General features: G+C 62.1%; 21 protein-coding genes and 1 pseudogene. 13 read left to right on the top strand and 9 right to left on the bottom strand.

Annotated features, from left to right (window positions below; translation table 11 throughout):
- Positions 1–2 precede the first annotated feature (2 nt).
- The 3 genes from cheY1 to J2J99_RS03375 form a co-directional block, all read right to left on the bottom strand.
- A complete protein-coding gene (cheY1, locus tag J2J99_RS03385) occupies positions 3–368 on the bottom strand; it encodes a chemotaxis response regulator CheY1 (RefSeq protein WP_003570362.1) in 366 nt (121 codons plus the stop codon).
- Complete coding sequence (locus tag J2J99_RS03380) at positions 365–661, bottom strand: STAS domain-containing protein (protein ID WP_168295931.1); 297 nt, start codon at positions 659–661, stop codon at positions 365–367. Before J2J99_RS03380 ends, cheY1 begins: the two co-directional genes overlap by 4 nt.
- A gap of 63 nt (positions 662–724) precedes the next feature.
- The gene (locus J2J99_RS03375) at positions 725–2359 is read right to left on the bottom strand and encodes a globin-coupled sensor protein (protein ID WP_168295930.1); all 1635 of its coding nucleotides are present in this window, start codon (positions 2357–2359) and stop codon (positions 725–727) included.
- Between the two features lie 623 nt (positions 2360–2982).
- On the opposite strand from J2J99_RS03375, the gene J2J99_RS03370 reads away from it, so the two are divergent.
- The 5 genes and pseudogenes from J2J99_RS03370 to J2J99_RS03350 all read left to right on the top strand — a co-directional run bounded on the left by J2J99_RS03370 (position 2983) and on the right by J2J99_RS03350 (position 8620).
- Entirely contained in the window at positions 2983–4404 is a 1422-nt protein-coding gene (locus J2J99_RS03370) for an ArnT family glycosyltransferase (RefSeq protein WP_168295929.1), read from the top strand.
- Positions 4405–4429: 25 nt separating this feature from the next.
- Positions 4430–4664 (top strand): annotated as a pseudogene (locus tag J2J99_RS03365) (sodium:proton antiporter); the annotation flags it as partial.
- Positions 4665–4718: 54 nt separating this feature from the next.
- Positions 4719–5099, top strand: coding sequence for a hypothetical protein (locus J2J99_RS03360; protein ID WP_168295928.1), 381 nt, complete (start codon positions 4719–4721; stop codon positions 5097–5099).
- An 86-nt stretch (positions 5100–5185) separates the two neighbouring features.
- Positions 5186–7732 carry a protein translocase subunit SecD gene (gene secD, locus J2J99_RS03355; RefSeq protein ID WP_168295927.1) on the top strand — a complete coding sequence of 849 codons (2547 nt, stop codon included), beginning with the start codon at positions 5186–5188 and terminating at the stop codon, positions 7730–7732.
- Between the two features lie 171 nt (positions 7733–7903).
- Positions 7904–8620, top strand: a complete 717-nt coding sequence (locus J2J99_RS03350; protein ID WP_168295926.1) for a sensor histidine kinase — start codon at positions 7904–7906, stop codon at positions 8618–8620.
- 2 nt (positions 8621–8622) lie between these two features.
- Here J2J99_RS03350 and J2J99_RS03345 read toward each other — a convergent pair whose 3' ends face one another.
- The 3 genes from J2J99_RS03345 to J2J99_RS03335 all read right to left on the bottom strand — a co-directional run bounded on the left by J2J99_RS03345 (position 8623) and on the right by J2J99_RS03335 (position 10652).
- Complete coding sequence (locus J2J99_RS03345; protein ID WP_168295925.1) at positions 8623–9060, bottom strand: response regulator; 438 nt, start codon at positions 9058–9060, stop codon at positions 8623–8625.
- A gap of 29 nt (positions 9061–9089) precedes the next feature.
- A complete protein-coding gene (locus J2J99_RS03340) occupies positions 9090–9794 on the bottom strand; it encodes a helix-turn-helix transcriptional regulator (RefSeq protein ID WP_168295924.1) in 705 nt (234 codons plus the stop codon).
- 480 nt (positions 9795–10274) lie between these two features.
- Complete coding sequence (locus J2J99_RS03335; protein WP_168295923.1) at positions 10275–10652, bottom strand: response regulator; 378 nt, start codon at positions 10650–10652, stop codon at positions 10275–10277.
- Between the two features lie 197 nt (positions 10653–10849).
- Here J2J99_RS03335 and J2J99_RS03330 point away from each other — a divergent pair, with 197 nt between their 5' ends.
- Genes J2J99_RS03330 through J2J99_RS03315 form a run of 4 tightly spaced genes read left to right on the top strand, consistent with a single transcriptional unit; the run spans position 10850 to position 16644 of the window.
- Entirely contained in the window at positions 10850–12991 is a 2142-nt protein-coding gene (locus J2J99_RS03330; RefSeq protein ID WP_168295922.1) for a sensor histidine kinase, read from the top strand.
- Positions 12978–13403, top strand: a complete 426-nt coding sequence (locus J2J99_RS03325) for a response regulator (protein WP_168295921.1) — start codon at positions 12978–12980, stop codon at positions 13401–13403. Before J2J99_RS03330 ends, J2J99_RS03325 begins: the two co-directional genes overlap by 14 nt.
- Before the next feature lie 4 nt (positions 13404–13407).
- Positions 13408–15003 (top strand): response regulator, encoded by a 1596-nt coding sequence (locus J2J99_RS03320; protein ID WP_168295920.1) that lies wholly within the window; start codon positions 13408–13410, stop codon positions 15001–15003.
- Positions 15004–15024: 21 nt separating this feature from the next.
- A complete protein-coding gene (locus J2J99_RS03315; protein WP_205918730.1) occupies positions 15025–16644 on the top strand; it encodes a VOC family protein in 1620 nt (539 codons plus the stop codon).
- 16 nt (positions 16645–16660) lie between these two features.
- Here J2J99_RS03315 and J2J99_RS03310 read toward each other — a convergent pair whose 3' ends face one another.
- From J2J99_RS03310 to J2J99_RS03300, 3 genes are all read right to left on the bottom strand, one after another.
- Positions 16661–17560 (bottom strand): DMT family transporter, encoded by a 900-nt coding sequence (locus J2J99_RS03310; RefSeq protein ID WP_168295919.1) that lies wholly within the window; start codon positions 17558–17560, stop codon positions 16661–16663.
- A 102-nt stretch (positions 17561–17662) separates the two neighbouring features.
- A complete protein-coding gene (locus tag J2J99_RS03305; protein ID WP_168295918.1) occupies positions 17663–19099 on the bottom strand; it encodes an FAD/NAD(P)-binding protein in 1437 nt (478 codons plus the stop codon).
- Positions 19100–19188: 89 nt separating this feature from the next.
- Positions 19189–19623 (bottom strand): OsmC family protein, encoded by a 435-nt coding sequence (locus J2J99_RS03300; RefSeq protein ID WP_168295917.1) that lies wholly within the window; start codon positions 19621–19623, stop codon positions 19189–19191.
- 145 nt (positions 19624–19768) lie between these two features.
- Between J2J99_RS03300 and J2J99_RS03295 the strand changes: the two genes are divergently transcribed.
- The 4 genes from J2J99_RS03295 to ligD all read left to right on the top strand — a co-directional run bounded on the left by J2J99_RS03295 (position 19769) and on the right by ligD (position 23705).
- Complete coding sequence (locus J2J99_RS03295) at positions 19769–20029, top strand: hypothetical protein (protein WP_168295916.1); 261 nt, start codon at positions 19769–19771, stop codon at positions 20027–20029.
- Between the two features lie 78 nt (positions 20030–20107).
- Complete coding sequence (locus J2J99_RS03290; RefSeq protein WP_168295915.1) at positions 20108–20338, top strand: DUF2188 domain-containing protein; 231 nt, start codon at positions 20108–20110, stop codon at positions 20336–20338.
- Between the two features lie 18 nt (positions 20339–20356).
- Entirely contained in the window at positions 20357–21193 is an 837-nt protein-coding gene (gene ku / locus J2J99_RS03285; protein WP_168295914.1) for a non-homologous end joining protein Ku, read from the top strand.
- A gap of 1 nt (position 21194) precedes the next feature.
- Entirely contained in the window at positions 21195–23705 is a 2511-nt protein-coding gene (gene ligD / locus J2J99_RS03280) for a DNA ligase D (RefSeq protein ID WP_168295913.1), read from the top strand.
- Position 23706: the final 1 nt, after the last annotated feature.

Raw genomic sequence — 23706 nt, 5'->3', positions numbered from 1 at the left:
GTTTAAGCGGTTACACGCTCAATTGCATCGATGAGCTTGGCCGGGTCGAAAGGCTTGACGATCCAGCCCGTGGCGCCGGCCTGGCGGGCGCGATTCTTCTTTTCCGCGTCGCTCTCGGTCGTCAGGACCAGGATCGGGATCGCCCGATATTTCTCGTTGCGGCGAACACCTTCGATAAAGCCGAAACCGTCAAGGCGCGGCATGTTGATGTCGGTCACGATGACGTCAGGATTGGACTCTTCGAGAACCTCGAGACCTTCGACGCCGTCTTCCGCCTGGATCGTCTCGAAGCCGGCATTGTTCAGCGTCACGAGCAGCATGTTTCGGATGGTGCGGGAATCATCCACAGTCAGCACTTTTTTCTTCATTGCCGAATCTCCTTGGCAAGCAGGTGGTCAATATTGACGCCAACCAGCTGCATGGTTTTTTGAAATGCGTCGGACACCTTGGAGAAGGTGAACGGCTGCTTGTCCTGTGCCCAGGTCTTTTCGGCGGACATCAGGACCTGTGCGCAAAGAGCACCGATCCGCTCGACGCCGGATGCGTCGATCGAAAGACCGCTGCCCCTGAACGAGAGAATTTTTTCACGCAAGGCGGAAGCCTCGTTGAGGTCGAGCACCGCTGTCAGATTCAGCGTCTTGCCACTCTTCTTTGCTACCATCAGCTTGTCCTTGTCCCCTTGTCCCCGGCCCGAAAAAATGAGCTGAAACGATAATCCGAAAGGTTAGTAAACATTCCGCCCACCTCCGACGCTTGCGAACGGCTGGGGAAGGCCAAAATCGTCATTTTCATATTCGCCCTCGACCGCTGCTGGGCGGGCGGCGGCGTCGATGGCGCGCGACGGCGCGACGCGGACCGGCGCCGGCCGGCCGGCATGGGCGTTTTCGCGCGCGATGCGGAATTCGCGAACCGTCCGGCCGAGCTCGAGAATGACGGTGTGGAGATGGTCGGCGCCATCAGCCGAGCGCTCCGCAAGGCCGGCGCTATCGGCCACTTCGGCCCCCAGACCCCTGACGTCGGCGGTGACGCCGTCGAGGTTTGCGGCGTGTTCGCCAGTCTTCGTGGCGATGCCTGCAATGGCGGCATTGATGTCGGTGACCTGGCGCACGATGCTGCCGATCGAATCCTGTGTGCGGCCGACCATCTGCACGCCGGCGTCGACCTGCGCCTTGGTGGTCGTCACCAACGTCTTGATCTCGCGGGCAGCTTCGGCCGAGCGCTGGGCCAGTGCCCTAACCTCCTGGGCGACCACGGCAAAACCGCGGCCGGAATCACCGGCGCGCGCCGCCTCTATGCCGGCATTCAGCGCCAGAAGATTGGTCTGGAAGGCGATCTCGTCGATCGCGCCGATGATCTGGCCGATCTTTTCGGCCGACTGTTCGATATCGGCCATGGCGCTGATCGCGCGACCGACGACCTCGCCGCTTTCCTCGACGGCGGCGCGCGTTGCGGCGACCGCCTGTTCGGCGGTGCGGCTGTCGGCAGCGCCGTCACGCACGCTGGCGGCAATGCCGGCAAGGGCGGTGGCGGAAAGCTGCAGCCGGTCGGCCTGGCCGGACGCCGTGCCGGCAAACTGCCGCGACAGGTCGGCAAGCGAAGCCGTTGCCGCTTCCGCCTTGACGGTGCGCCCGGTGATGGCGGCGAATTCGGCCTGAAGACCATCCAAGGCGCCGTTCAGCGCGGCGGCGATCCCGGCATAGGCGCCGTCGGCGTCGACGGGAGCGCGCCGCGTCAGATCGCGGGCGGACAGGCCTTCGATGACATCGCCGAAGATCCTGGCGATCTCGGCCTCATGATCGGCGCGCTGATCGGCAAGCGCGCGGTTCTGGGCGGCGCGCAACGCATTGAAACGGAGCGACACGGCGATTTCCACATCGACCATGACAATGCGGACGATCGCCGTCATCAGCTCGGAGATTTCGCGGGTGCGGCGCTTGGCCGACGGCAGCAGCGGCCGGCCGGCGATCTCCTCGGCGAGGCCGGAGAGGACATGCTCCAGCATGACGCCGTGACCGGCCACGTGCCAGCGCGGGTCGAGACCCATCTTGTTTTCGGTATCGGAGAGAACCTTGACGCGCTCGGCATAGAGGCTGTCGAAGCGGGCATCCGTCAGCACGTCCCAATGCGAGGACTGCAGATCATGCAGGCGTTCGAGCTGGCGCTCGCTTTCGAAATTGCGCGAGGCGTCGGGGAATGACTGGAACCTGTGAAAGAGATCCCTGAGACCCGCCTTCAGATGTGCTTCGAGGGCCGGCCGGTTGCGGCGCACCAGTTCGCACTGGTCGGCATCGAGACCGGCAAACCGCAGGCGATCGCGCAAGCTGCCTGCCTGCGCTCCACGAGCCTGATCTGATGGCATGTCCTGCCTCAACGCCTGTCCCCAACCCACGGTCCGGGCGAACGCCCGGCTAATACTGTCGCTGCATCCGATGAACGCAAAGCGTGGAGACGGTTCTCGGCCTCCGGGTAAACCGGCGGCTCAAAACCCCCTGATCAGCTATGTTTCGGAGCTGTCTGAAGAGATGGATACCGGATCGACCCGGTACGGCGGTACGGCGTCATGCCTGGTGGGAACGAGTGCATCTTCCCATTCCGACGTGTAACCCAATGTTTATGGTTAATTCCTTGCCTGAAGGTTAATAAGTCTGTTCAGGCGCCGGCTTTTGAAGCAATTCAAGGCGGTTCGCGAGAAATACTGCCGGAGAGTTGCACGGCCGCTACAAGGTACACGCAAGCTCCGTGTTATATGCCGGTCGACAGCCAAGACATGACGTCTACAAGGACAGAGCAATGATTGTTCTCGGATTGGGTTCCTGCTTGATCGCAATGGGCGTGCTTGCAGCCATCGCCCGGCTCGATTCCCTCGCCGCAAACCGCGACATCCGCATGCTTCGGGTGTTGTAAGCCCCTTCCCCGTTGGCAGTCCGGCGCCTTTGGTGTAATCGCACTCGCGCCTTTCATGTCAGCGGAACACTCAAGTTCATGTCCCCCAAATCCGGTCTTCTCATCGTTCTCGGCTTCACGCTCTGGCGCGTCGTCACGCTCCATTTCGATGCGACGGACCTTTTCGTCGATGAGGCACAGTACTGGTTCTGGTCCCAGAACCTCGATCTCGGCTATTACTCCAAACCGCCGATGATTGCATGGGTGATCCGGACGATGACCGAGTTTTCCGGTTCAAATGCCATTTACTGGATCAGGCTCTCGGGACCGCTGATCCACATGGCGGCCGCAGTGGTGCTGATGAAGGTTGCAAACCGTTTCGTCGGGCCGGAGATCGAAGGCTGGACGGGCGCCACCTATATCACGCTGCCAGGGGTGGCGCTTTCCTCGGTGTTCTTCTCGACCGACGTGATCCTGCTGTTCTTCATCGCCATCGCCCTGCTTGCCTATTTCGGCCTGACGCAGCGGCGCTCGGTCGGGCTGGCGCTCGTCATGGGCCTCGGGGTCGGCCTCGCCTTCCTGACGAAATATGCCGTGCTGTTCGTCGTTCCGGGCGGCGCACTCGCACTCCTCCTCATTCCGGCGGCGCGCATCGCCATCCGGGATTTCATCATCGCCGTCGCGGTCGCGACAGTCGTTGCCTTGCCGAACCTCTGGTGGAACCTCAAACACGACAATACGACGGTGCGCCATACGCAGGATATCGCCCATTGGAGCGATCTCGGCATCAATCTGCGCCGCGGGCTTGAATTCTTCACCGCGCAATTCGGCGTCGTCGGGCCGATCATCTTCTTCGCGATCCTCTGGGCGGTCTACCGCATGATCAAGGGCCGGAGCGACGACCGCGAGAAGATGCTGGTCTGGCTGTCGATGCCGGTGGTGGCGCTCATCACCCTGCAGGCGACGGTCGCCAAGGCCTATGCCAACTGGGCCGTGACCGCCTATGTTGCGGGCACGGTCCTCGCCGTCTGGCTGCTTTACCGGTTGTGGCCGAAGGGGCTCAGGCTGTCACTCACCATCAACGGCGTCGCAAGCCTGCTGTTTCCGCTGGCGACGATCTTTCCGCAGCAGGTGCTGCTGCCGAATGGCGACGAATTGATGAAGCGCTATCTCGGCCGCGCCGAAGTCAGCCGCGAAGCCGCAGCCCTCGCCGATCAGGCCGGCACCGACATCATCGTCACTAACAACCGCGACATGGTGGCCGATCTTTTCTATACGCTGCGCGACACACCCCACCACATTTATGCGCGGGCGCCGGCAGGCCTTCCGGAGAGCTATTACGAGCAGGAATTCGCCCTGCCCGCCGAGACCACCGGCAAGGTGCTTTTCCTGACGGACGGTCCCCTCGCCTGCGCGGCCGAAACGCCTGAGGTGTTGAAGAGCTGGCAGCCGACCGCAGGGTACTATAAAGGCAAGACGCTCTATATCTACAAAGTCTTGGCCACCTGCCTGGCGCCCTGAGTCCGGTTAAGTCGCTGGCGCTGCGAACGTCTTCGAGGCCTGTCGCATCGCCGAGCCGGTGCTGAGCAATCCATCCATTCTCATCGTCGCGGCGCCCGTTCCGACGCTATGGCCGACACCGTCATCATCGGCGAACGCGAAATCGCACCGGGCATGGTTGACCGGCTGGCTCAAGTGCATCATGAGAGTGTGGCCTATGAAGACAATCATCGGCCTGATACAATTGTCGCGACGGATGATCTCCGCCGGAAAGAGAATGAAAGATTGGCGCGCTTTTGAGCCGATACGGGAGTGACATCGCCGGAACGGAGGAGATGGAGCTGGACCAGCGCCGTTTGACGAACCGTATCGCCGCTTCCCTGCTCTTCGCCGTTCTTGCCTATATCGGCCTGCTTTTCGGCGGCAATCTCGTCATTGCGCCGGTCACCGCCGTCAATACGCTTTCCACGTCCGGCCGCGATCCGCAGCCGCCGCAACTGAGCGCGCGCGATGCCGTGCGCGGGGTGCTTGCCGCCGAACGCAAGCTTGCGCCGAAGCAGGCCGCCTACGACGCCGGGTCAGCCGCCCTTGCCGCTGCCCCGGCTCTCGATCTGTCCGGCTGGAACGTGAGCGCTCATCTTGCGGCATTCGAACCTCCGCTTCATGCCCCAGGTTCCAAGACACATCAGGCACGCGCCCCGCCGAACGTCGCCTGAGGCCTGCGCCGAGCGCGCTTCCGACCATTGACGACATGCCGCCAGCGCCCGGGCGCGCCGGCCCTCGATTATCTAAGGAATACAACATGCGTAATTCACCATGGCTGGTGTTCACCTATTCGGTGATCATCGTAATCGGCCTATTGATCGCTCTGCCGAACGTTCTGCCGCAATCCACCCTCCAGCGCCTCCCGGCTTGGCTGCCGCATGAGCAGGTGTCGCTCGGCCTCGACCTTCGCGGCGGTTCCCACCTCGTCCTCGAGGTCGACGAAGCCGACCTCACCAAGGAGCGGCTGCAATCGCTGCTTCAGGACGCGCGCCGCGTGCTGCGCGAAAAGGGCATCCAGCCGAAGGCCGTGGTGCGCAGCCAGAACCAGATCGTCGTGACGCTCGCCGATGCCGCGCAGAGCGATCAGGCCGTCGCCGATCTCAAGACGCTCGCCAACCCGATCAGCACCGGCCTCAGCGCCGGCCAGTCCGACCTCGCCGTCACGGCGAACGGCGCGACCATCACCATCGGCTTCTCGCCGGCCGGCATCTCCGCCAATGTCGACAATGCCGTCCAGCAGAGCCTGGAAGTCATCCGCCAGCGCGTCGACCAGGTCGGCGTTTCCGAGCCGACCATCCAGCGCATCGGCGCCAACCGCGTGCTCGTCCAGCTTCCCGGCGCGCAGGATCCCACGCGACTGCGTCAACTTCTCGGCTCGACGGCGAAAATGTCGTTCCACATGGTGGCGCCGAACAACCAGCCCGGTCCGGGCGTCACCATGATGCAGGACGAAGAAGGCCGGTCCTATGCTGTTCTCGACCGCGTTGAAATCTCCGGCGACCGCCTTTCCGATGCCCGCGTCAGCTTCGACCCGAACACGCATGAGCCGGTCGTCAGCTTCCGCTTCGACAGCGCCGGCGCCACCCGCTTTGCCGATATCACTCGTCAGAACGTCGGCAATCCATTCGCCATCGTCCTCGACGACAAGGTGCTGAGCGCACCCAATATCCGCGAACCGATCACCGGCGGCTCTGGCCAGATCTCCGGCAACTTCTCGGCCGAGAGCGCCACGACGCTTGCCGCCATGCTGCGCGCCGGCGCCCTGCCCGCCAAGCTGACGGTCATCGAGGAGCGCACAGTCGGCGCCGACCTTGGCGCCGATGCCATCAAGATGGGCATCTATTCCGGCATCGTCGGCTTTGTCCTCGTCGCAGCCTTCATCTTCGTGCTCTACGGCACCTGGGGCATTCTGGCGAACGTCGCGCTGCTGATCCACACGATCCTGACCTTCTCGGCCCTGACGCTGGTCGGCGCAACGCTGACGCTGCCCGGTATCGCCGGCGTCGTTCTTGGCATCGGTCTGGCGGTCGACGCCAACGTTCTCATCAACGAGCGCATCCGTGAAGAAACGCGCAAGGGCCGGAGCGCCTTCGCCGCTATCGACACCGGCTTCCGCCGTGCCTATTCGACCATCATCGACGGCAACATGACGGCCCTGATCGCCGCGGCCATCCTGTTCTGGTTCGGTTCCGGACCGGTGCGCGGCTTTGCCGTGACCATGGCGCTCGGCCTGATCATCTCGATGTTCACTTCCGTCGCCTTCGTACGCGTCGCGATGATCGAGATCACCCGCCGCAGCAAGATGAAGGTGCTGAACATCCGGCCGCTGATTCCGTTCAGCCCTTACGACAAGCATATCCAGTTCATGAAGGCGCGCTTCTTCGGCGTCACCGTTTCGGCGCTGCTTTCGATCGCCTCCGTCGTGCTGTTCATTCATCCCGGCCTGAATTACGGCGTCGACTTCCGCGGCGGCATCCAGATGTCCGTCAAAACCCAGGGGACGGCCGATCTGGCCAAGTTCCGCGAAGGTCTGGACAGTCTCGGCCTCGGCGAAATCACGCTGCAGTCCTTCGGCGGCAACAACAGCATCCTCGTACGCGCGCAGCGCCAGGAGGGCGGCGAAGAGGCACAGACGGCGGCGGTCACCAAGCTGAAGGCCGAAGTCGCCAAGATCGATCCGACCGCCACCGTCGAAGGGACTGACGTCATCGGCCCGAAGGTCAGCGGCGAGCTCGCCTCGGCGGGCATCCTGTCGGTGGTGATCGCGAGCTTCGCGATGCTGATCTATATCTGGGCGCGGTTCGAATGGCCCTTCGCCGTCGGCGCCATCGTCACGCTGGTGCTCGACGTCACCAAGGCGATCGGCTTCTTCGCCATCACCGGCCTCGACTTCAACCTGACGGCCATCGCCGCCATCCTGACCCTGGTCGGCTACTCGGTGAACGACAAGGTCGTCGTCTATGACCGCATGCGCGAAAACATGCGGCTTTATAAGTCGATGCCGTTGCGCGAGATCATCGACAAGTCGATCAACGAGACTCTTGCGCGAAGCCTTTATACGAATGCGACCGCCTTCCTCGCCCTGGTGCCGATGGCAATCTGGGGCGGCAGCGCCGTCTCGAGCTTCGCGATCCCGATGGTCTTCGGCATTCTGGTTGCCGGCGCCTCGTCGATCTTCATCGCCGCACCCATCCTGCTGTTCCTCGGCGACTGGCGCCGCCGCCACGCCAAGGCGCCGGCAACCGATGCCGGCGTCGACATCATCCCGCCGGAAGAGGGCCGCTCGCGCAAGTCGGCGAACTGAAACGGTTGTTAACGCATCCTTGAAGAGGGCGCCGGTTGCAGAGCTGGCGCCCTCTTTTTATTATTGCCTATTGCCAAGATAAAATTATGCAGCAATTCAAGCTATTACAGCGTCCGTTGCGCACCTGAAAAAAGCGCGCGATGCCGCAGCAGAGATCGGGGAAACCGTCAGATGTCACCCAACCCGACGAGACCGCTTGAGACCACGATTGCCGGCGACAACGAAGAGCGCATCAAGCGTTTTCTCGCCACCGCCTCGCACGATCTGCAATCGCCGCTTCGCCATATCGCCATGTATGCCGAACTGCTGCTCGACGATCTCGAGGAGACGCTCGACAGCGAACAGCTTCAGAGCCTCAAGATGATCATGGAAAAGGCGCAAGTCGCGCAGCGCCTGACCAAGGCATTGATGAACTTTGCCGGTGGAGCGCCTCAGCTGTCGCCCGAGGTGGTCGACCTCAAGGCGCTGGCCGAACGGATATGGAGCGAGCTGGTGGATGAGACGGGGTCCCGCGACGCCACCCTCGTCTGCCAAGACCTGCCCCCCATCCGCACCGACCCGCCACTGTTCGGCATGGTGCTGCGGCAGCTCATTTCCAACGCCCTCACCTATCGCGGCTCATCGCCGCCGCATGTGGTGATCGCGGCGGCGCAAGAGGGGGCGATCTGGTTGATCCGGATTTCCGATAACGGAACGGGCATCGATCCCGCCCATCGCGAGCGGATCTTCGAGCCCTTCTGGAAATTGCCGAGGGCGGGAGCCGTCCCCGGCGCCGGTCTCGGACTGACGACGGCGCAGGAGCTTCTGAAGGCGCTTGGTGGGGATATCCGCCTTGAACATTCGGACGAAAGCGGCAGCCGCTTTGCCATTCGCCTCCCGGTCGCCTGAGGCTAAATGCTGTAATCGTCCTTCCAAAAATCCGGGACGTCGTAGTGCACATATTCGCGGATGATGTGCTGTAGCGACTGGACGTCGATTTCGTCCTTGCCGATCCGGAAGTCGACGCCGTAATCGGGAAATTCCTGGAAATAGCCCCCCGAAATATCGGTCGAGACGACGCCGATCGGGCCTGTATAACCGATGCCGCGCAGCTCGGGCACCGTTTCGCGGAAATCCGCATTGGGCAGCAGGCGGTTGTCGAGCAGGATGAGATCGAAGCGCGCTGCGCGGATCTTATCCAGCGCGTCGCCGATCGACGACGAATATTCGACTTCGACCCGTGGCTCGGAGAGATCGGCGATCTTCTTCTTGAGCGCGCGGAATTCGATGAATTCATCGTCGACAAAGAGAACCCTTACCGCATCCTTTCGGACAGTTTCGCTGGTCATCTCATTTTCCCCAGTCCCAAAGTCCATTGTCACGAAACCAGACCGTTTCTCAGGGCGATCGCCACCATGTGGACGCGATTGACCGCGTCGAGTTTGCGCGCGGCCGCGGTGATGTGCGAATTGACCGTGTGTTCGGAAAGACCAAGAATGATGGCGATTTCCGCCGAGGTTTTGCCTTCGCTCGTCCATTTGACAATTTCCGATTCGCGCTGGGTCAGCCGTCCGGACATTTCCTGAGTCAAGATTTCCTCATAGAGCTTGTCGAAAATCCGCATGGCGTCGAGAAGCATGTCGGCGATCTCGCCCTGATCCGGTTCTTCACGCTCGCCGCTCAGCACCAGGCAATATCGCCGCCCCTCCGGCGTGAACAGCGGGATGAAAAGGAAGACGCCGTTGCGGAACTCGTTGAACAGGCGATCGGAGGGATAAGCACCCGGCTCAGCGCTCCGGCCATGGACCGGCGTTGCCAGAAACTGGGCGCTCTTTGCCCGGACGGTCCCGAGCGCATCCTTCAACGTCGTAATGAAAAGGCCGACGCGGCGCTCGGGGACATTGGTGATGACGACATCGCGTTCACCGAAAGGAGCCGACGCTTCGGAAATCCGGGCAAGCGCGAAATTGTCGAAGTGATAATGCTGCGCCGCCGCTTTCAGCAGACGGAAAAAATCGGTGCGATTGATCGCCCGGCTCAGTTCCGGTCCGGCATGAAAAGGAGTTGCCGCGGCATTGCTCATTCCCAACCTTCCTCTTCTCCCGCCTTGCCCCCGATCCCCAAATCTTGGGATATACGTCTAAAAGGCGAAGAGCTACAAAAATTGCGAGACGGTTGATGAGACATATCGAAACGGGGACTTTCGGTACGCAAGGCGGATATCATCAGTTATCTCAACTACAGGTGATGCACGGGCAGATTATACTGAGGGGCAGTAGTTCTTACCTGGGTATCGTAAATCTTCACGTGTTCAACATCCATGAATGCGAGAAGGCAGTGCCAGACGTAAGCGCGAGAGAGCCGATAGGCCCATTCAGCTAAGGGGTTGGCTGAAGTTCGTGGCGGCGAACGCGGGTCAATTCGGTTCTCTCAGCGCTTACTTTTTATTCCGTCCGCTTCGTTTTGGTTGCATCTTGGGATGCACACTCGGCCTTGTCAATTGCGGTTTGGCATATCGCCCCTGATGAACGCCAGGAACGCACCATCGGCGTTTCGCCGTTTCCTACACTTCAAGATTGAGAACGATCGCGGCGAGGTCAAGCGGCTTCTCGAGGTAAAAATCGGCGCCGGCCTCAAGCGCGCGGGCGCGATCCTCATCGGCATCCGATCCGCTGCAGATCGCAAGCCGCATCGCGCTGAACCGATTGTCGCCGCGCAGCCTGCTCATCAGACCGATGCCGCTGTCGAGAGGCATGTAGAGATCGGCGACCAGCAGCTCCGGCGGGGCCCAGCCTTCGGCCACGCGCTGCTTCAGCGCCTCCAGCGCCGTCTCGGCCGTCGAAAAACAGAACAGATCGACGTCTATCTGCTGCTTCCTTCGGATATAGTCGAGATAGAAGAGATCATCCCTGCTGTCGTCGACGTACACGATTGTAGGCATCCAGCACCATGATTTGGATATTGTTCGAATGAACCGCGCCGTCCTTCGACCTCACGATATCGCGATTTCACGAAAATTCGATCCATCTTATCGAAAAATCATTTCGCAAAAAGCGCGGCGGCGGCGTCGCCTGCCTATTGAGTATTCCTTGATTTCGGAAAAAATGGCGGCCGTGCCAACCGCGGGAGGATGCACGGGTGCAGGATAAGGGCAACGTGGACCTGCAGGATCAGCGAAGGCGGCGCTACCGTGCCTTCGCGATCGCTGTCGGCTGCCTGATGTTGCTTCTCGGCGCCAGCGCCCTGGCCGGCTGGTTGTTGCAGATCGCGATCGTCATCTGGCTCATCCCCGGCTTCCCGTCGATGGCTTTCAACACCGCGCTCTGCTTCGTGCTTTCCGGCGTCGGGCTTGCCGCCTCGACGCTGGCCGGCCGCCGCTTTCGCATAGCGGCAACGGTTCTGGCTGGGCTTGCAGCGGCGATCGCGGCGGCCCGGCTCGTGGAAATAGCGACGCTCGGGCGACGTTTCCACAATGTCGATATGCTGATCTCCCAGTTCGTGGTTCCGCCCGACTTCATCGCCGAGATCGGCGGCGGCATGGGGCCCAACACGGCGTTGATCTTCCTGATCGCCAACCTTTCGCTGCTGCTTTCGCTCCACCTGGAGAGGCCGAGAAGCCAGGTGGTGCAGGAGCTGACGAGCTACGTCGTCATCACGCTCGGCATGATCGCGCTCGCCGGCTATGTCACCGATGCCGAACAAGGCTACCGCTGGGGGCCTTATGCGGCGATGGCCCTGCATACGGCGATCGGCTTGGTATTCTTCGGCTCGGGCCTTCTTGCGCGCTCCTGGTGGCTGCAGCCGGCATACCGGGCGCAGATCCCGCTCTGGATCCCGGCAGCGGTCTGCTTCAGCGGCCTTATCGTCGATCTCTATACGCCGCTTGGCCTTGCCAACGGCATTCTCTACGTGCCGCTGGTGCTGACCGCCCTCTGGTTCGGCAACAGGAATGCGCCACTCTTCTTCGCCTTTGCCTGCACCGTGTTGCTGATGCTCGGCTTCTTGGCCGTCCAGCACGACCAGACCTCGTTCTGGCAGGAGATCGCCAACCGCACGATCACCGCCGCCACGCTCTGGCTGATCGCGATCCTCGTCTTCTATTTCCTGCGCAACAACCACAATCTCGAGGCTGAACGCATCCGCTTCGGCGCGCTGGTGCGCAGTACGCCCGACGCCGTCATCGTCATCGACGAGCGCGGAACGATCAAGAGTTTCAATCCGGCGGCCGAAAGCATGTTCGGCTATTCCCCGCAGGAGACGATCGGCCGGAACATCAAGATGCTGATGCCGGAGCCCTATCATTCCGAGCATGACGGCTATCTCACCCATTACCGGCAGACCGGCGAGGAACGCATCATCGGCACGACGCGCATGGTCTCCGGACGACGCAAGAACGGCATCGTCTTTCCGATCGAGGTGTCAATTAGCGTCGTCGCCAGCGGCGAGACAAAGACCTTTGTCGGCATCGTTCGCGACATCAGCGAACGCGCCCGGCAGGAAGAGCGGATGAAAACCACGCTTGCCCAACTCGAGGCTTATACCGCCGAGCTCGAGCGCAGCAACCACGACCTCGACGAATTCGCCTACATCGCATCGCATGATCTGAAGGAGCCGCTGCGCGGCCTGCACAACCACTCCCGCTTTCTCCTCGAAGACTATGAGGACAAGCTCGACGATGACGGCGTGCGCCGGCTGAACCGTCTGGTGCGTCTCAGCCAGCGCATGGAGAAACTCGTCAATGACCTGCTTTACTTCTCCCGGCTTGGGCGACAGCAGCTGGCGGTCAAACGCACCGATATCGGTCTGATCATCAAGGATGTGGTTGCGACGATGGAGCTCCTGCTGGAGGAGCGGCATGCCAGGGTCGTCATCGACGGCCGGCTGCCGGAAGTGGTCTGCGACGCGCCACGGCTGACCGAAGTGTTCCGCAATCTCATCACCAACGCGATCAAATACAACGACAAGCCGGCGCCGCTGGTCTCGATCGGTTATCTCGAACGCTATGTCGGCCAGAACGGCACGATTGCCCGCAACGTGTTTTTCGTTAGGGATAACGGCAAAGGTATACCCCAGGAATTCCATGAGGACATTTTCCGCATTTTCAAACGTCTCGAAAAGTCGCAGGATTCCGACGACGGGACCGGAGCAGGCCTCACCTTCGTCCGCAAGATCATCGCGCGGCACAATGGCGACATCTGGCTGGAATCCGAAGTTGGCGCCGGCACCACATTCTATTTCACCCTGGGAAAAAAGCGCGAGGGGCAGAATGCAGCAGCGTGACACGCAACCGATCCTCATCGTCGAAGACAGCGAAGACGATTTCGAAGCGACGATGCGCGCCTTCAAGCGCACCAACCTGCGCAACTCGATCCGCTGGGCAGCCTCCGGCCAGGAAGCGCTCGACATGCTTGCGGTGATGGTGCCGAAACCCGGGCTGATCCTGCTCGACCTCAACATGCCGGGCCTCGACGGCCGCAAGACGCTGGAGGCGATCAAGTCGAACGACGGCTGGCGCAAGATTCCCGTGGTGATCCTGACGACATCCGACGACGAGCGCGACATCGAAGGCTGCTATGCGCTCGGCGCCAATACCTATGTACAGAAGCCGGTCGATCTCGACGGCCTCTTCGCCGCGATCCAGCGGCTGAAGGAATACTGGTTCGAAATCGCGATCCTGCCGCTCGAGGACTGACGGTTTGGCGGAAGACTGCTGCATTCTCATCATCGACGACAATATCGACGATCGCGAAGTCTATCGCCGCATATTGGGCCGCGTCTCCAGCACCGCCTATACCGTCGTCGAGGCGGAGACCGGCGAAGAGGGTCGCGTGCTGAACGGGCGCAAGCGGCCGGACTGCATCCTGCTCGACTATTCGCTGCCGGGGCGCGACGGGCTCGGCGTGCTTGCCGATATATTGGAGGACGATCCTGTCGCCAATGTCATCATGCTGACCGGCCAGGGCAGCGAGACGGTTGCGGTCGAAGTAATGAAGGCCGGCGCACGCGACTACCTCACCAAGGATTCGCTGTCGCCCGAAACGCTGCACCGCTGCATCCAGAACGCCATCATGCACGGCATGCTGGAAGCACAGCTGGAGCAGAAGCGGCAATCGCTCGAGATCTTCACGCGCGCCATGGCCCATGATCTGAAGGAGCCGCTCAGGACGATCAAATCCTTCAGCCGCATCCTGCATGGTTCCGCAGCACTTCCGGCCGAAGACCGGGAACTGCTCGATTATGTGCTCAGCGCCGCCGACCATATGGAAGACCTGATCGTCAAGGTCTCGGGCTTCACCAAGCTCGAAGCCTATGGCGGGCCGGCGCTGACGCCGGTCGCGCTGTCGGATGTGCTCAACCAGGTGGAGGACAATCTGCGCCAGCAGGTCGAGAGCCGCGGGGCGGTCGTCATCCGCGGGGCGCTGCCGGAGGTCATGGGCGATGCGACGCTGCTGACCCAGCTTCTCCAGAACCTGGTGTCGAATGCCATCCGCTATTGCGATCAAAAAGCTCCGGAGGTGACGATCTCGGGCGAAGCGCAGGGAGACACCTGCCGCCTGACGGTCCGTGACAACGGACCGGGCATCGATCCCGAGCACCGCGAGTTGATCTTCCAGCCGTTCAAGCGGCTGGTCGGCCGCGGCATCGAGGGCACCGGGCTCGGCCTTGCCATCTGCCGCCGCATCGCACAGCTGCATGGCGGCTCGATCTGGTGCGAACCGGACAAGGGGCCCGGCGCCACCTTCATCGTCGAAATACCGCTTTCTGCGGCGCGGCCGGCGCCGCCCGCCGCATCGGCTGTTCCGCCCACCGCAAAGCCTGCGGAGCAGCCGGGCGAAGGTTCCGGCAGGCTTGCCGAAGTGCTGCTCGTCGAAGACAGCCCGGCCGACATCCAGATTCTGAAAATCAAGCTGATGCGGCGGGAGAAGGTGACCTTCAACCTGCATGTCGCCACCAACGGACGCGAGGCGATGCGGCTGCTCGAAGAACGCGCCGGCATTGCCGACGTGCCGCAGATCGACCTGATGCTGCTCGACATCAACATGCCGATCATGGACGGCTTTGAAGTGCTGAACGCACTTTCGGCCGACGCCCGACTGAAACGGATTCCCGTCTGCATTCTCAGCACCTCAAGCGACGAGACCGACAGGCAGCGGGCCAGAAATCTCGGCGCGCGCGCCTATATGGTCAAGCCGCCGACCCTGCAGCAACTGGAAGAGGCACTCGAGGACGTCGATCATCTGGAGCTGCTGCAGCGCGGCGATTCGCTTGCGCTTTGTGCGGAACAAAACTAAGCGGTGGTCATTGGCAACGGTATGATCTTTGCAACTTTCATACTCGCGCTCCTGACGACGCCGCTTCAATCAGGACTGCTCTCGATGGTATCAGGCATACATCACGTGACGGCCATCACCCGCAAGGTGCAGGCAAACGTGGACTTCTACGCCGGCTTTCTCGGCATGCGGCTCGTCAAGCAGACGGCCGGTTACGAAGATGTGATGCAGCTTCATCTGCTCTACGGCGACGCGGCGGGAACGCCGGGTTCGCTGCTCACCTTCCTCGTCTGGGAAGACGGCGCCCCCGGCCGGGCGGGCTACGGCCAGATCAGCGAGATTTCACTGGCGATCAATCCGGCGAGCATCGGTTATTGGCTGACGCGCGCCATGAGCTTTGGGCTGCGCTCGGAGGGGCCGGCCGACGAATTCGGCGAGCCTGTGCTCAGGCTGAAGGATCCCGACAATATCATCCTCAAGCTCGCAGGCGCCAAGAACGTCACCTCGCCGGCCGCTTGGGACGGCGCCTCGATCCCCGTCGAACATGCCGTCCAGCGCGTACGCGGCGCGACCATGCTGACAGAAAAGCCCATCGAAAGCCGCGGCTTTCTCGAGCGCCATTTCGGATACCGCTTCCAGGCCAATCGCGGCACGATCGACAGGCTGGTTTCGCAATCGGGCGACATTATCGACGTGCGCGATGCGCGCGGCTTCTGGTCCGGAGCGCCCGGCACCGGCACGGTCGATCACGTCGCCTTCCGCGCACCCGACGAGGAGACGCTGCTGTCGGTCGGCAAGGCCCTGGAGGCGACCGATGCGTCGCCGACCAACATGCATGACCGCAAATATTTCCGCTCGCTCTATGCCCGCGAGCCGGGTGGCACGCTGGTGGAGCTTGCGACCGACAAGCCGGGCATGACCGTCGACGAAGAGCACGCCGCACTCGGAACGAAACTTTTCGCGCCACCCGACGCGATCACCAATCTCGACGAGCTGAAGGTGATGCTGCCGCAATTTTCGATGCCCGGCCAGCCGCGCATCAATTATCGCGAACTGCCCTTCGTCCATCGCTTTTACACGCCGCCGGATCCCGACGGCAGCGTCTTCGTGCTGCTGCACGGCTCGGGCGGCAATGAGACGACGCTGATGCCGCTCCTCAACAAAGTGGCGCCGCGCGCCACGCTGCTCGGCGTGCGCGGCCGCGCGACGGAGGAAGGTTTTCCGCGCTGGTACAAGCGCATCACGCCCTTCTCCTTCGACCAGAACGACATCAAGACCGAGGCGGAGGCCTTTGCAGCCTTCATCGAAGGCGCCGTCAAGTCCTATGGACTCGATCCCAAGAAGGTCGTCTATGTCGGCTATTCGAATGGCGCCAACCTTTTGAACTCGCTGCTCTACCTGCACCCGAATCTCGTTCACAAGGCGGTACTGCTGCGCTCCATGCCTGTCCTCAGCGACTATCCGCATGCCGACCTGAAGGGCACGGACCTGCTCGTTATCAGCGGCAAGACCGATGCCTACGGCAAATATGCGAGCGAGTTGGAAGTGCGGCTCAAAAGTTCGGGCGCCACCGTCGATTCCGACGTCATTCCCGGCGGCCACGATCTCGGCGATGCCGACGTGCCGATTATCCAAAAATGGCTGCTGCAGGAAAATCGCTGACGTTGCGTCCGGATGCTTAGACGCGTGATGCCCTGGCGACCATGATGCCGGCGAGCACCACGGCGGCCCCCAGCGCCTGCATGGTGCCGATCGCCTCGTTGAGCAGCGCCCAGGCGAGGATGGCGGCGACGACCGGCTGCAACAGCAGTGTCAGCGAGGAGAATGCCGGCGGCAGGTAGGCCAGCGCATAGGTGATGGCCACCTGCCCGCCGGCATGGCTGATAAAGGCGAGACTGAAGAGGATCGACCAGCCATAGAGGGTCGCCGGCAGCATATGGCCTTCGAACAAGAAGGCCAGCGGGAAGACGCAGACGGCGGCGGACGCCGTGCTCCACAACATGATGCGGATCGTATCGAACCGGCTGCGCAGCCTGCCGATCGCCAGGATATAACAAGCATAGAAGAAGGCGGCGACCATCGCGGTGCCGTCGCCACGCAAGTCGCCATTACCGAGCCCCGCCGGACCGCCTTTCAGAATAACGACTCCAGCAAGCGCCAGGAGCAGCCCCAGCACAAAGATTCCACTGGTTCTCGCCCTGAAAAACAGGACGGCGATCAGCGTGACGAAAACAGGCGCGAGATTGGCTAGCAGCGTCGCGTTGGCGACCGAGGTCATGGTGAGAGAAAGGTGCCAGGCGGCAAGGTCGAGCGCCAGCATCACGCCCGGCAGAACCAGCATGCCGTAGTCGGCAAGGCTTTGCGGTCTGGGGCCAGCATCCCTCTTCAGCAGCGAGACGATGAAGATCGGGATCAGCGCCAGCGCCACGCGCCAGAAGGCGGTGGCCATCGGACCGACCTCGGACAGCCGCACGAAGATCGGCGATCCGCCGATTGCCGCACCGCCGAGAACGAGCGCCGCAAGAGCGAGGCGATTGGAAGGCGAGGCTTCGGAAAGGGTGGAAGCGGACTGCGACATGATCTCGATATTTCTGATGGCCCGAAGGCGGGTTATTGACTGCGGACTGCGTAGCAGAAGTCGATGGCCTGAGACAGTCGGAGAACGACATCGAATGGAAAATCAGGCGGGATGCGCCTTTGTCTCAGCAAGCCGCAGCTTTGCGGCGATTTCGGCCGCAATGAAGAAGGCATGCTCGGTCACCTGCGGCAGCCCCATCAACTCGCCGAAGGTGCCACGCGCCAGCGGACCGGAGATCAACAGCGACGGATCGGCCTTTCCCGACGGACCGATCGCCTCCGAGCGCGCGGTGCAGGCAAGACCGAGGCCGGTGGGATCAAGCGACAGATGGCCGTCTGCCGCAAGCGCCGCGAGCCAGGGCTGGGTTTCGAGAATGCCGCCATGGGCCGGACCGGTGGTGACGACGACGGCGTCATAGATCCGCTCAAGCGGCTGGCCCCGATGGCGCGGCTGAAGCGTGCAACGGATGAGTTCGCCTTCGATGCGCGCATCGGCGACGGAGCCGGCAAGGATTTCCAGGCGACCGGCAGCAATCGCCATATCGAGCACGGCTTCCACCTGCGGCGCGACGCGGAAACGATGCACATCCCAATAGGAGCGCAGATGGCGGACGAGACGACGCCTTTCGGCCACCGGCAGCGCCTGCCAGAGATCAAATCCCTGCGCCCGCACCTGATCGATCACCCCATGCCAGCTTATGCCCTGCGCCTTCGCGGCGCTGATGGCGGCGCGGATTCCCGCCAGCAGCGAAACGGCGGAATGAGCCGCTTCGGCAACGAAATCGCCATAGAGCGGTTGCGGCACCGGCGCATGCCCACGCGAGCGCAGGCCACGGCGCGAGATCGCCGTCACCGGACCATCATGTCCGCGGCCGGCAAGCGAGGCAATGACGTCGGCGGCGGTCAGGCCGTTGCCGATGACCAGCACACGGTCGTGGGGACGGATGACGTCGAGCGCGCCCGATCTGGTGGTATCGGCGACGAAACGGGGATGGGCGGCAAGCCGGCTTGCAAGTCGGCCGGGAGCTGCCGGCGGCGGATGGCTGGTGGCGATCGCGACGATATCGGCCTCCGTCACGCCGCCTTTGTTATCGCGGATCGACCAGCGGCCGGCCCGACGCTCGACATGGCTGACGGCCGCGCGACAGTGACGCACGCTGCCGTCCGCCAGCAGCGGTTTCAGCAGGGAGGCGACATAATCGCCGAAGAGCCGACGCCGGGGAAAGACTTGACCATCAGGGCGTTTTGCCTCGGGGTCGCAGGCGACGGCGTCGCGGGCGTCGATCCAAGCCTGGAATTCGGTCTGGTCGTCAGGCTGCAGGCTCATCTTGGCGGCGGGAACGTTGATGCGGTGAGCCGGGTCATCCGTGTCATAGGCAAGACCACGACCGAGCTCGGCGCGTGGCTCGAAGACGACGATGACGGGAAGCGCGTCGGCCATCGCCCCGGCGAGATGATAGGCGACGCCCGCGCCGGAGACGCCACCGCCGATGATGGCGACGACGGGTTTTCCGGACGTCGGCAGAGGCTTGGGCTGCATGATGGCCGAGACCGTTGCTTCGATAGCTGAGCATAGAAGCCGGACATTGCCCGCGCAATGCTCCATCTGCGATTGTCGATTTGTTGATCTCAGTCCGATGCCGCTAACGTCGTCGAGAATTCGGGATTGCCGCGGATGGTGTTGCTGACCGTGCAGATCTCATCTTCGGCGGCATGGACGATTTGGCTGCGGGTCTCCTCGTCGATATCGCCCTTGATCGAGAAGACGATGTTGAACTTCGCAACGCGTGAGTGCCCTTCGGTCGCCTTTTCGCCGGTGACGTCGGCGGTGATCTCGCTGATCCTGTCGAGAACGCCCATATGGCTGGCGGCAATGCGGGCGCTGAGCACGAGACAGCCCGAGAGCGACGCATAGAGCAGATCGAGCGGGCTGAAGCCCGGCTGCGAGGGCGCGGTGACGATATCGATCTCGCCCTTCGTGGTGGAAGTGACATGCGGAAAGCCGGTGCGGCCGAGAGTGGCGGTGGCGCCGGTCGGACGGGGGCGAGCCTTGAGATCAGCCATGAAGGAATCCTCTGACAACAGCTTCGCAGAGATAGGACAATCCGCACCGGCCGGCAACGGCGCCGGCGGTCGCCGATAGCGGAACCTTTCCATCCGCCATCAGTTGACTACACCTGAGCGAAAGCAGTGACAAAGGTGGATTGCGATGCCGCATGTCCGCAAGATGGATCGTCAGGACCGGCGGATGGATGCCCGCGACCGGCTGATCGTCGCGCTCTATGCGCAGCTGAAGGCCGAGCGGGAAACACGCGAGACGCTGGAATGGGCGATCCGCAACGGCGCCATCTCGGAGGAGGTGCTGGAGGCGATTGCGGCCGATCCGGTTCCCGTCGTCACCAGCGAGGATATTGCTTCGCTCGAGAAGATCATCGCCCTCGATGAAAGGCGCAAACCAAATCGGAACTAGGAGCAATTCCAGCCGAGCTCCGCAGCGGTCCTGAGTCCCGACCTGCGCAAAAGGCGTTCGAAGAAGAGGAGATCCGAAATGGCCGATATCACCTATCAGGTCGTCCCGCATGACAATGGCTGGGCCTACAAGCTCGGCGACACGTTATCGGAAACCTATCAGACGGCCGAAGAAGCGATCGCCCGCGCCAAGGACGCCGCGTCGCGGCAGAAGATCGGCGATGGCGATGCGCTGCTCGCCTATCCCTCACCCGACGGCGGCTGGGCATTCCAGGAACTCGAAACCGACAAGAGCAGCAGTCGGCTCTGATTTGTCACGGAGGATGGAATGGCCGCGCGGGCAAGCTGGAAAGGTCATCTGAAGGTAGGCGACCTTGCTTGCGCCGTCGGGCTCTATACCGCCATTTCTTCCTCGGACCGGGTTTCCTTCAACATCATCAACCGCAGGACCGGCCATCGGGTGGAACGACAATTCGTCGACAGCGAAACCGGCAAGCCGGTGGAGCGCGACGACCAGGTTAAGGGCTACCAGATGGAGAATGGCGATTACATCATCATCGAAGGCGACGAGATTGCCCAGCTCATGCCGGAGAGCGACAAGGTGCTCGATGTCAAAGCTTTCATCGCCTATGACAATATCGACAAGCTCTATTTCGACCGCCCCTATTATCTCGCACCCGTCGATGAGCACGATGAACAAGCCCTGTCGCTGATCATCCGGGGCATGCGGGACGCCAAGGTGGCGGCGCTGGCCGAAGCTGTGCTTTTCCGGCGCCACCGTACGCTGCTGATCCGGCCGCATGACACCCATATTATCGCGACCATGCTGAACTTCGATTATGAGGTGCGCTCGGCCGACACCGTCTTCAAGGATATTCCCGATATCAAATTCGAGAAGGAAATGCTCGAGCTCGCCGGGCATATTATCGAAACCAAACGTGGCAGCTTCGATCCCAGTGAACACGAGGATCGCTACGAAACCGCCCTCGTCGAATTGGTGAAGGCGAAGATCGAGGGTCGGGCGCCGCCAAAGAAGAAACCGGCGCCGGAACGCAAGGTCGTCGATCTGATGGAAGCGCTGCGCCAGAGCGCGAAAATGAGCGGCAAGAGCGCAGCGAAGAAGACGCCGGCGCGCAGCGACAGCCAAAGGAAGAAGGCAGGCTGAGATGGCTCTCGAGACCTATCAGGCGAAGCGCAATTTCAAACTCACCCCGGAGCCGCGCGGGCGCAAGGGCCACAGCAGCGGCAACAGTTTCGTCATCCAGAAGCATGATGCGACAAGGCTGCACTATGACTTCCGGCTCGAGATGGATGGCGTGCTGAAGAGCTGGGCAGTGACCAAGGGGCCGAGCCTCAATCCGGAGGACAAGCGCCTGGCGGTGCATGTCGAAGACCACCCGCTATCCTATGGCGATTTCGAAGGCATCATCCCGAAAGGGCAGTATGGCGGCGGCACCGTAATCGTCTGGGACCGCGGCACCTGGACGCCGCTCGGCGACGCTGACAAGGCCTACCGGAAAGGCCATCTGGAATTCGAGCTCGACGGTGAGAAGCTGAAGGGACGATGGCACCTCGTGCGCATGCACGGCCGGCCGGGCGAGAAGCGCGAGAACTGGCTGTTGATCAAGGGGGATGACGCCGAGGCGCGCCATGACGGCGACATTCTCGAGGAACGGCCGGAATCGGCCAAAACAGGTCGGCAGCTTGAAGAGGTGGCGGAAAATCCCGATGCGACCTGGAAGTTCAAATCGGGGAGCGGCAAGGCGGTTGCCGCCAAGAAGCCGGCGCAAAAGGCGACGTCGTCGGTATCCCGGCAACGCGAATGGCCTAAAGGCGCGCGCAAGGGCGCAATGCCCGACTTCATCGAACCGGCGCTCGCCAAATTGAAGCCGAAGCCGCCGGCAGGTGATCGCTGGATCCACGAGATCAAGTTCGACGGCTATCGACTGCAGGTCAGGGTCGAGGACGGCAAGGTCCGTATGTTGACCCGCAGCGGCCTCGACTGGACGGCAAAATTCGGCAAGGACGTGCTCGACGCCTTTGCCGCCCTGCCGGTGCAATCGGCGGTGATAGATGGCGAAATTGTCGTCGAGCGCGATAGCGGCGCCTCGGATTTCGCAGCGCTCCAGCGCGATCTGAGCGAGGACCGCAACGACCGCTTCGTCTTCTATGCTTTCGATCTCCTTCATCTCGACGGCCATAGCCTGCTGGACGCCACGCTCATTGATCGCAAGCATCTGCTCGAAGGCCTGCTGCCTGCCGGTGATGACAAGCTGCGTTACAGCGCACATTTCAACGAACGCGGCGGCCTGGTACTCGATCATGCCTGCCGGCTCAGCCTCGAAGGTGTGATCTCCAAGCTGCGCGACAGCAAATACACCTCGGGACGTAAGGGCGACTGGATCAAATCGAAGTGCTCGCACCGGCAGGAATTCGTCATCGGCGGCTATGTGCCGTCGACCTCGATGAAGAATGCGGTCGGCTCGCTGGCGATGGGTTACTACCAGGGTGGCGAGCTCAAGCATGTCGGCCGTGTCGGCACCGGATATACGGTGGCAACTGCGCAAATGCTCTATGAGAAGCTGTCAGGGATGGCGCAGAACGAGAACTCCTTCGATGACAAGCTCACCGCCGATGAGCGACGCGGGCTGATCTATGTCAAGCCGCAGCTGGTCGGCGAAGTCGAGTTCCGCGCCTGGTCGGCCGACGGGAATCTGCGCCATGCCGCCTTCCGCGGACTGCGCGAAGACAAGCTCGCCAAAGAGGTGACGCGAGAGACGGAACAGACCGCAGCCCGCCCACTGCCGAAAGCTGCTGTGACGCTCAGCCACCCCGACCGCATCTACTGGCCGGACGAGGGTGTTACCAAGGAGGGGCTGGCGAACTATTATGCGCAGGTCTGGCGCTTCATGGCGCCCTTCGTCGTCAACCGCCCCTTGGCGCTCTTGCGTCTGCCGGACGGAATCAATGGCCGTCAGCGGTTTTTCCAGAAACACGCCTGGAAGGGCATGAACCCGCATATCGAGCAGATAATCGATCCGAAGGACAAGCAGGGCGAGAAGCTGCTGCGGATCACCGATTTCGACGGGGTCGTGGCGCTGGTGCAATCGGCAGTGCTTGAAATTCATCCGTGGGGCACGACGACCGACAATTGGGAAAAGCCGGACATGATCACCATGGACCTCGATCCCGGCGAAGAGGTGGCATGGGAGAATGTGATAGCCGCTGCTTACGAATTGAAAGAGCGGCTGGAAGCCGAAGGTCTCGCCGCCTTCGTCAAGACCTCGGGCGGCAAGGGACTGCATGTCGTGACGCCGCTGACACCGAAAGCCGGCTGGGTGGAGGTGAAGGCTTTTGCCAAATGGCTGGCCGACAGCATGTCAGCCGACGATCCCGATCGTTATCTCGCAATGGCGACGAAGGCCAAGCGCAAGGGGAGGATCTTCATCGATTATCTGCGCAACGGCCGCGGCAACACGGCGGTTGCCGCCTACTCGACGCGGGCAAGACCGGGTGCGGCCGTCTCCATGCCGCTGGAATGGAGCGAACTGACCGCCGACATCGGGCCGGCCTATTTTACCGTCGACAATACGCCGACGCGGCTCGACGCCTTGCCCAGAGATCCCTGGGATGGATTTTTCGCGGCGGCGAAGCCCTTGGAAAAGAAGAAAAGATAGG

It is taken from the genome of Rhizobium binae (assembly GCF_017357225.1).
Taxonomy (GTDB): Bacteria; Pseudomonadota; Alphaproteobacteria; order Rhizobiales; family Rhizobiaceae; genus Rhizobium; species Rhizobium binae.
The sequence above is the reverse complement of the archived record's forward strand: the minus strand, read 5'-3'. Positions and strand labels throughout refer to the sequence as shown.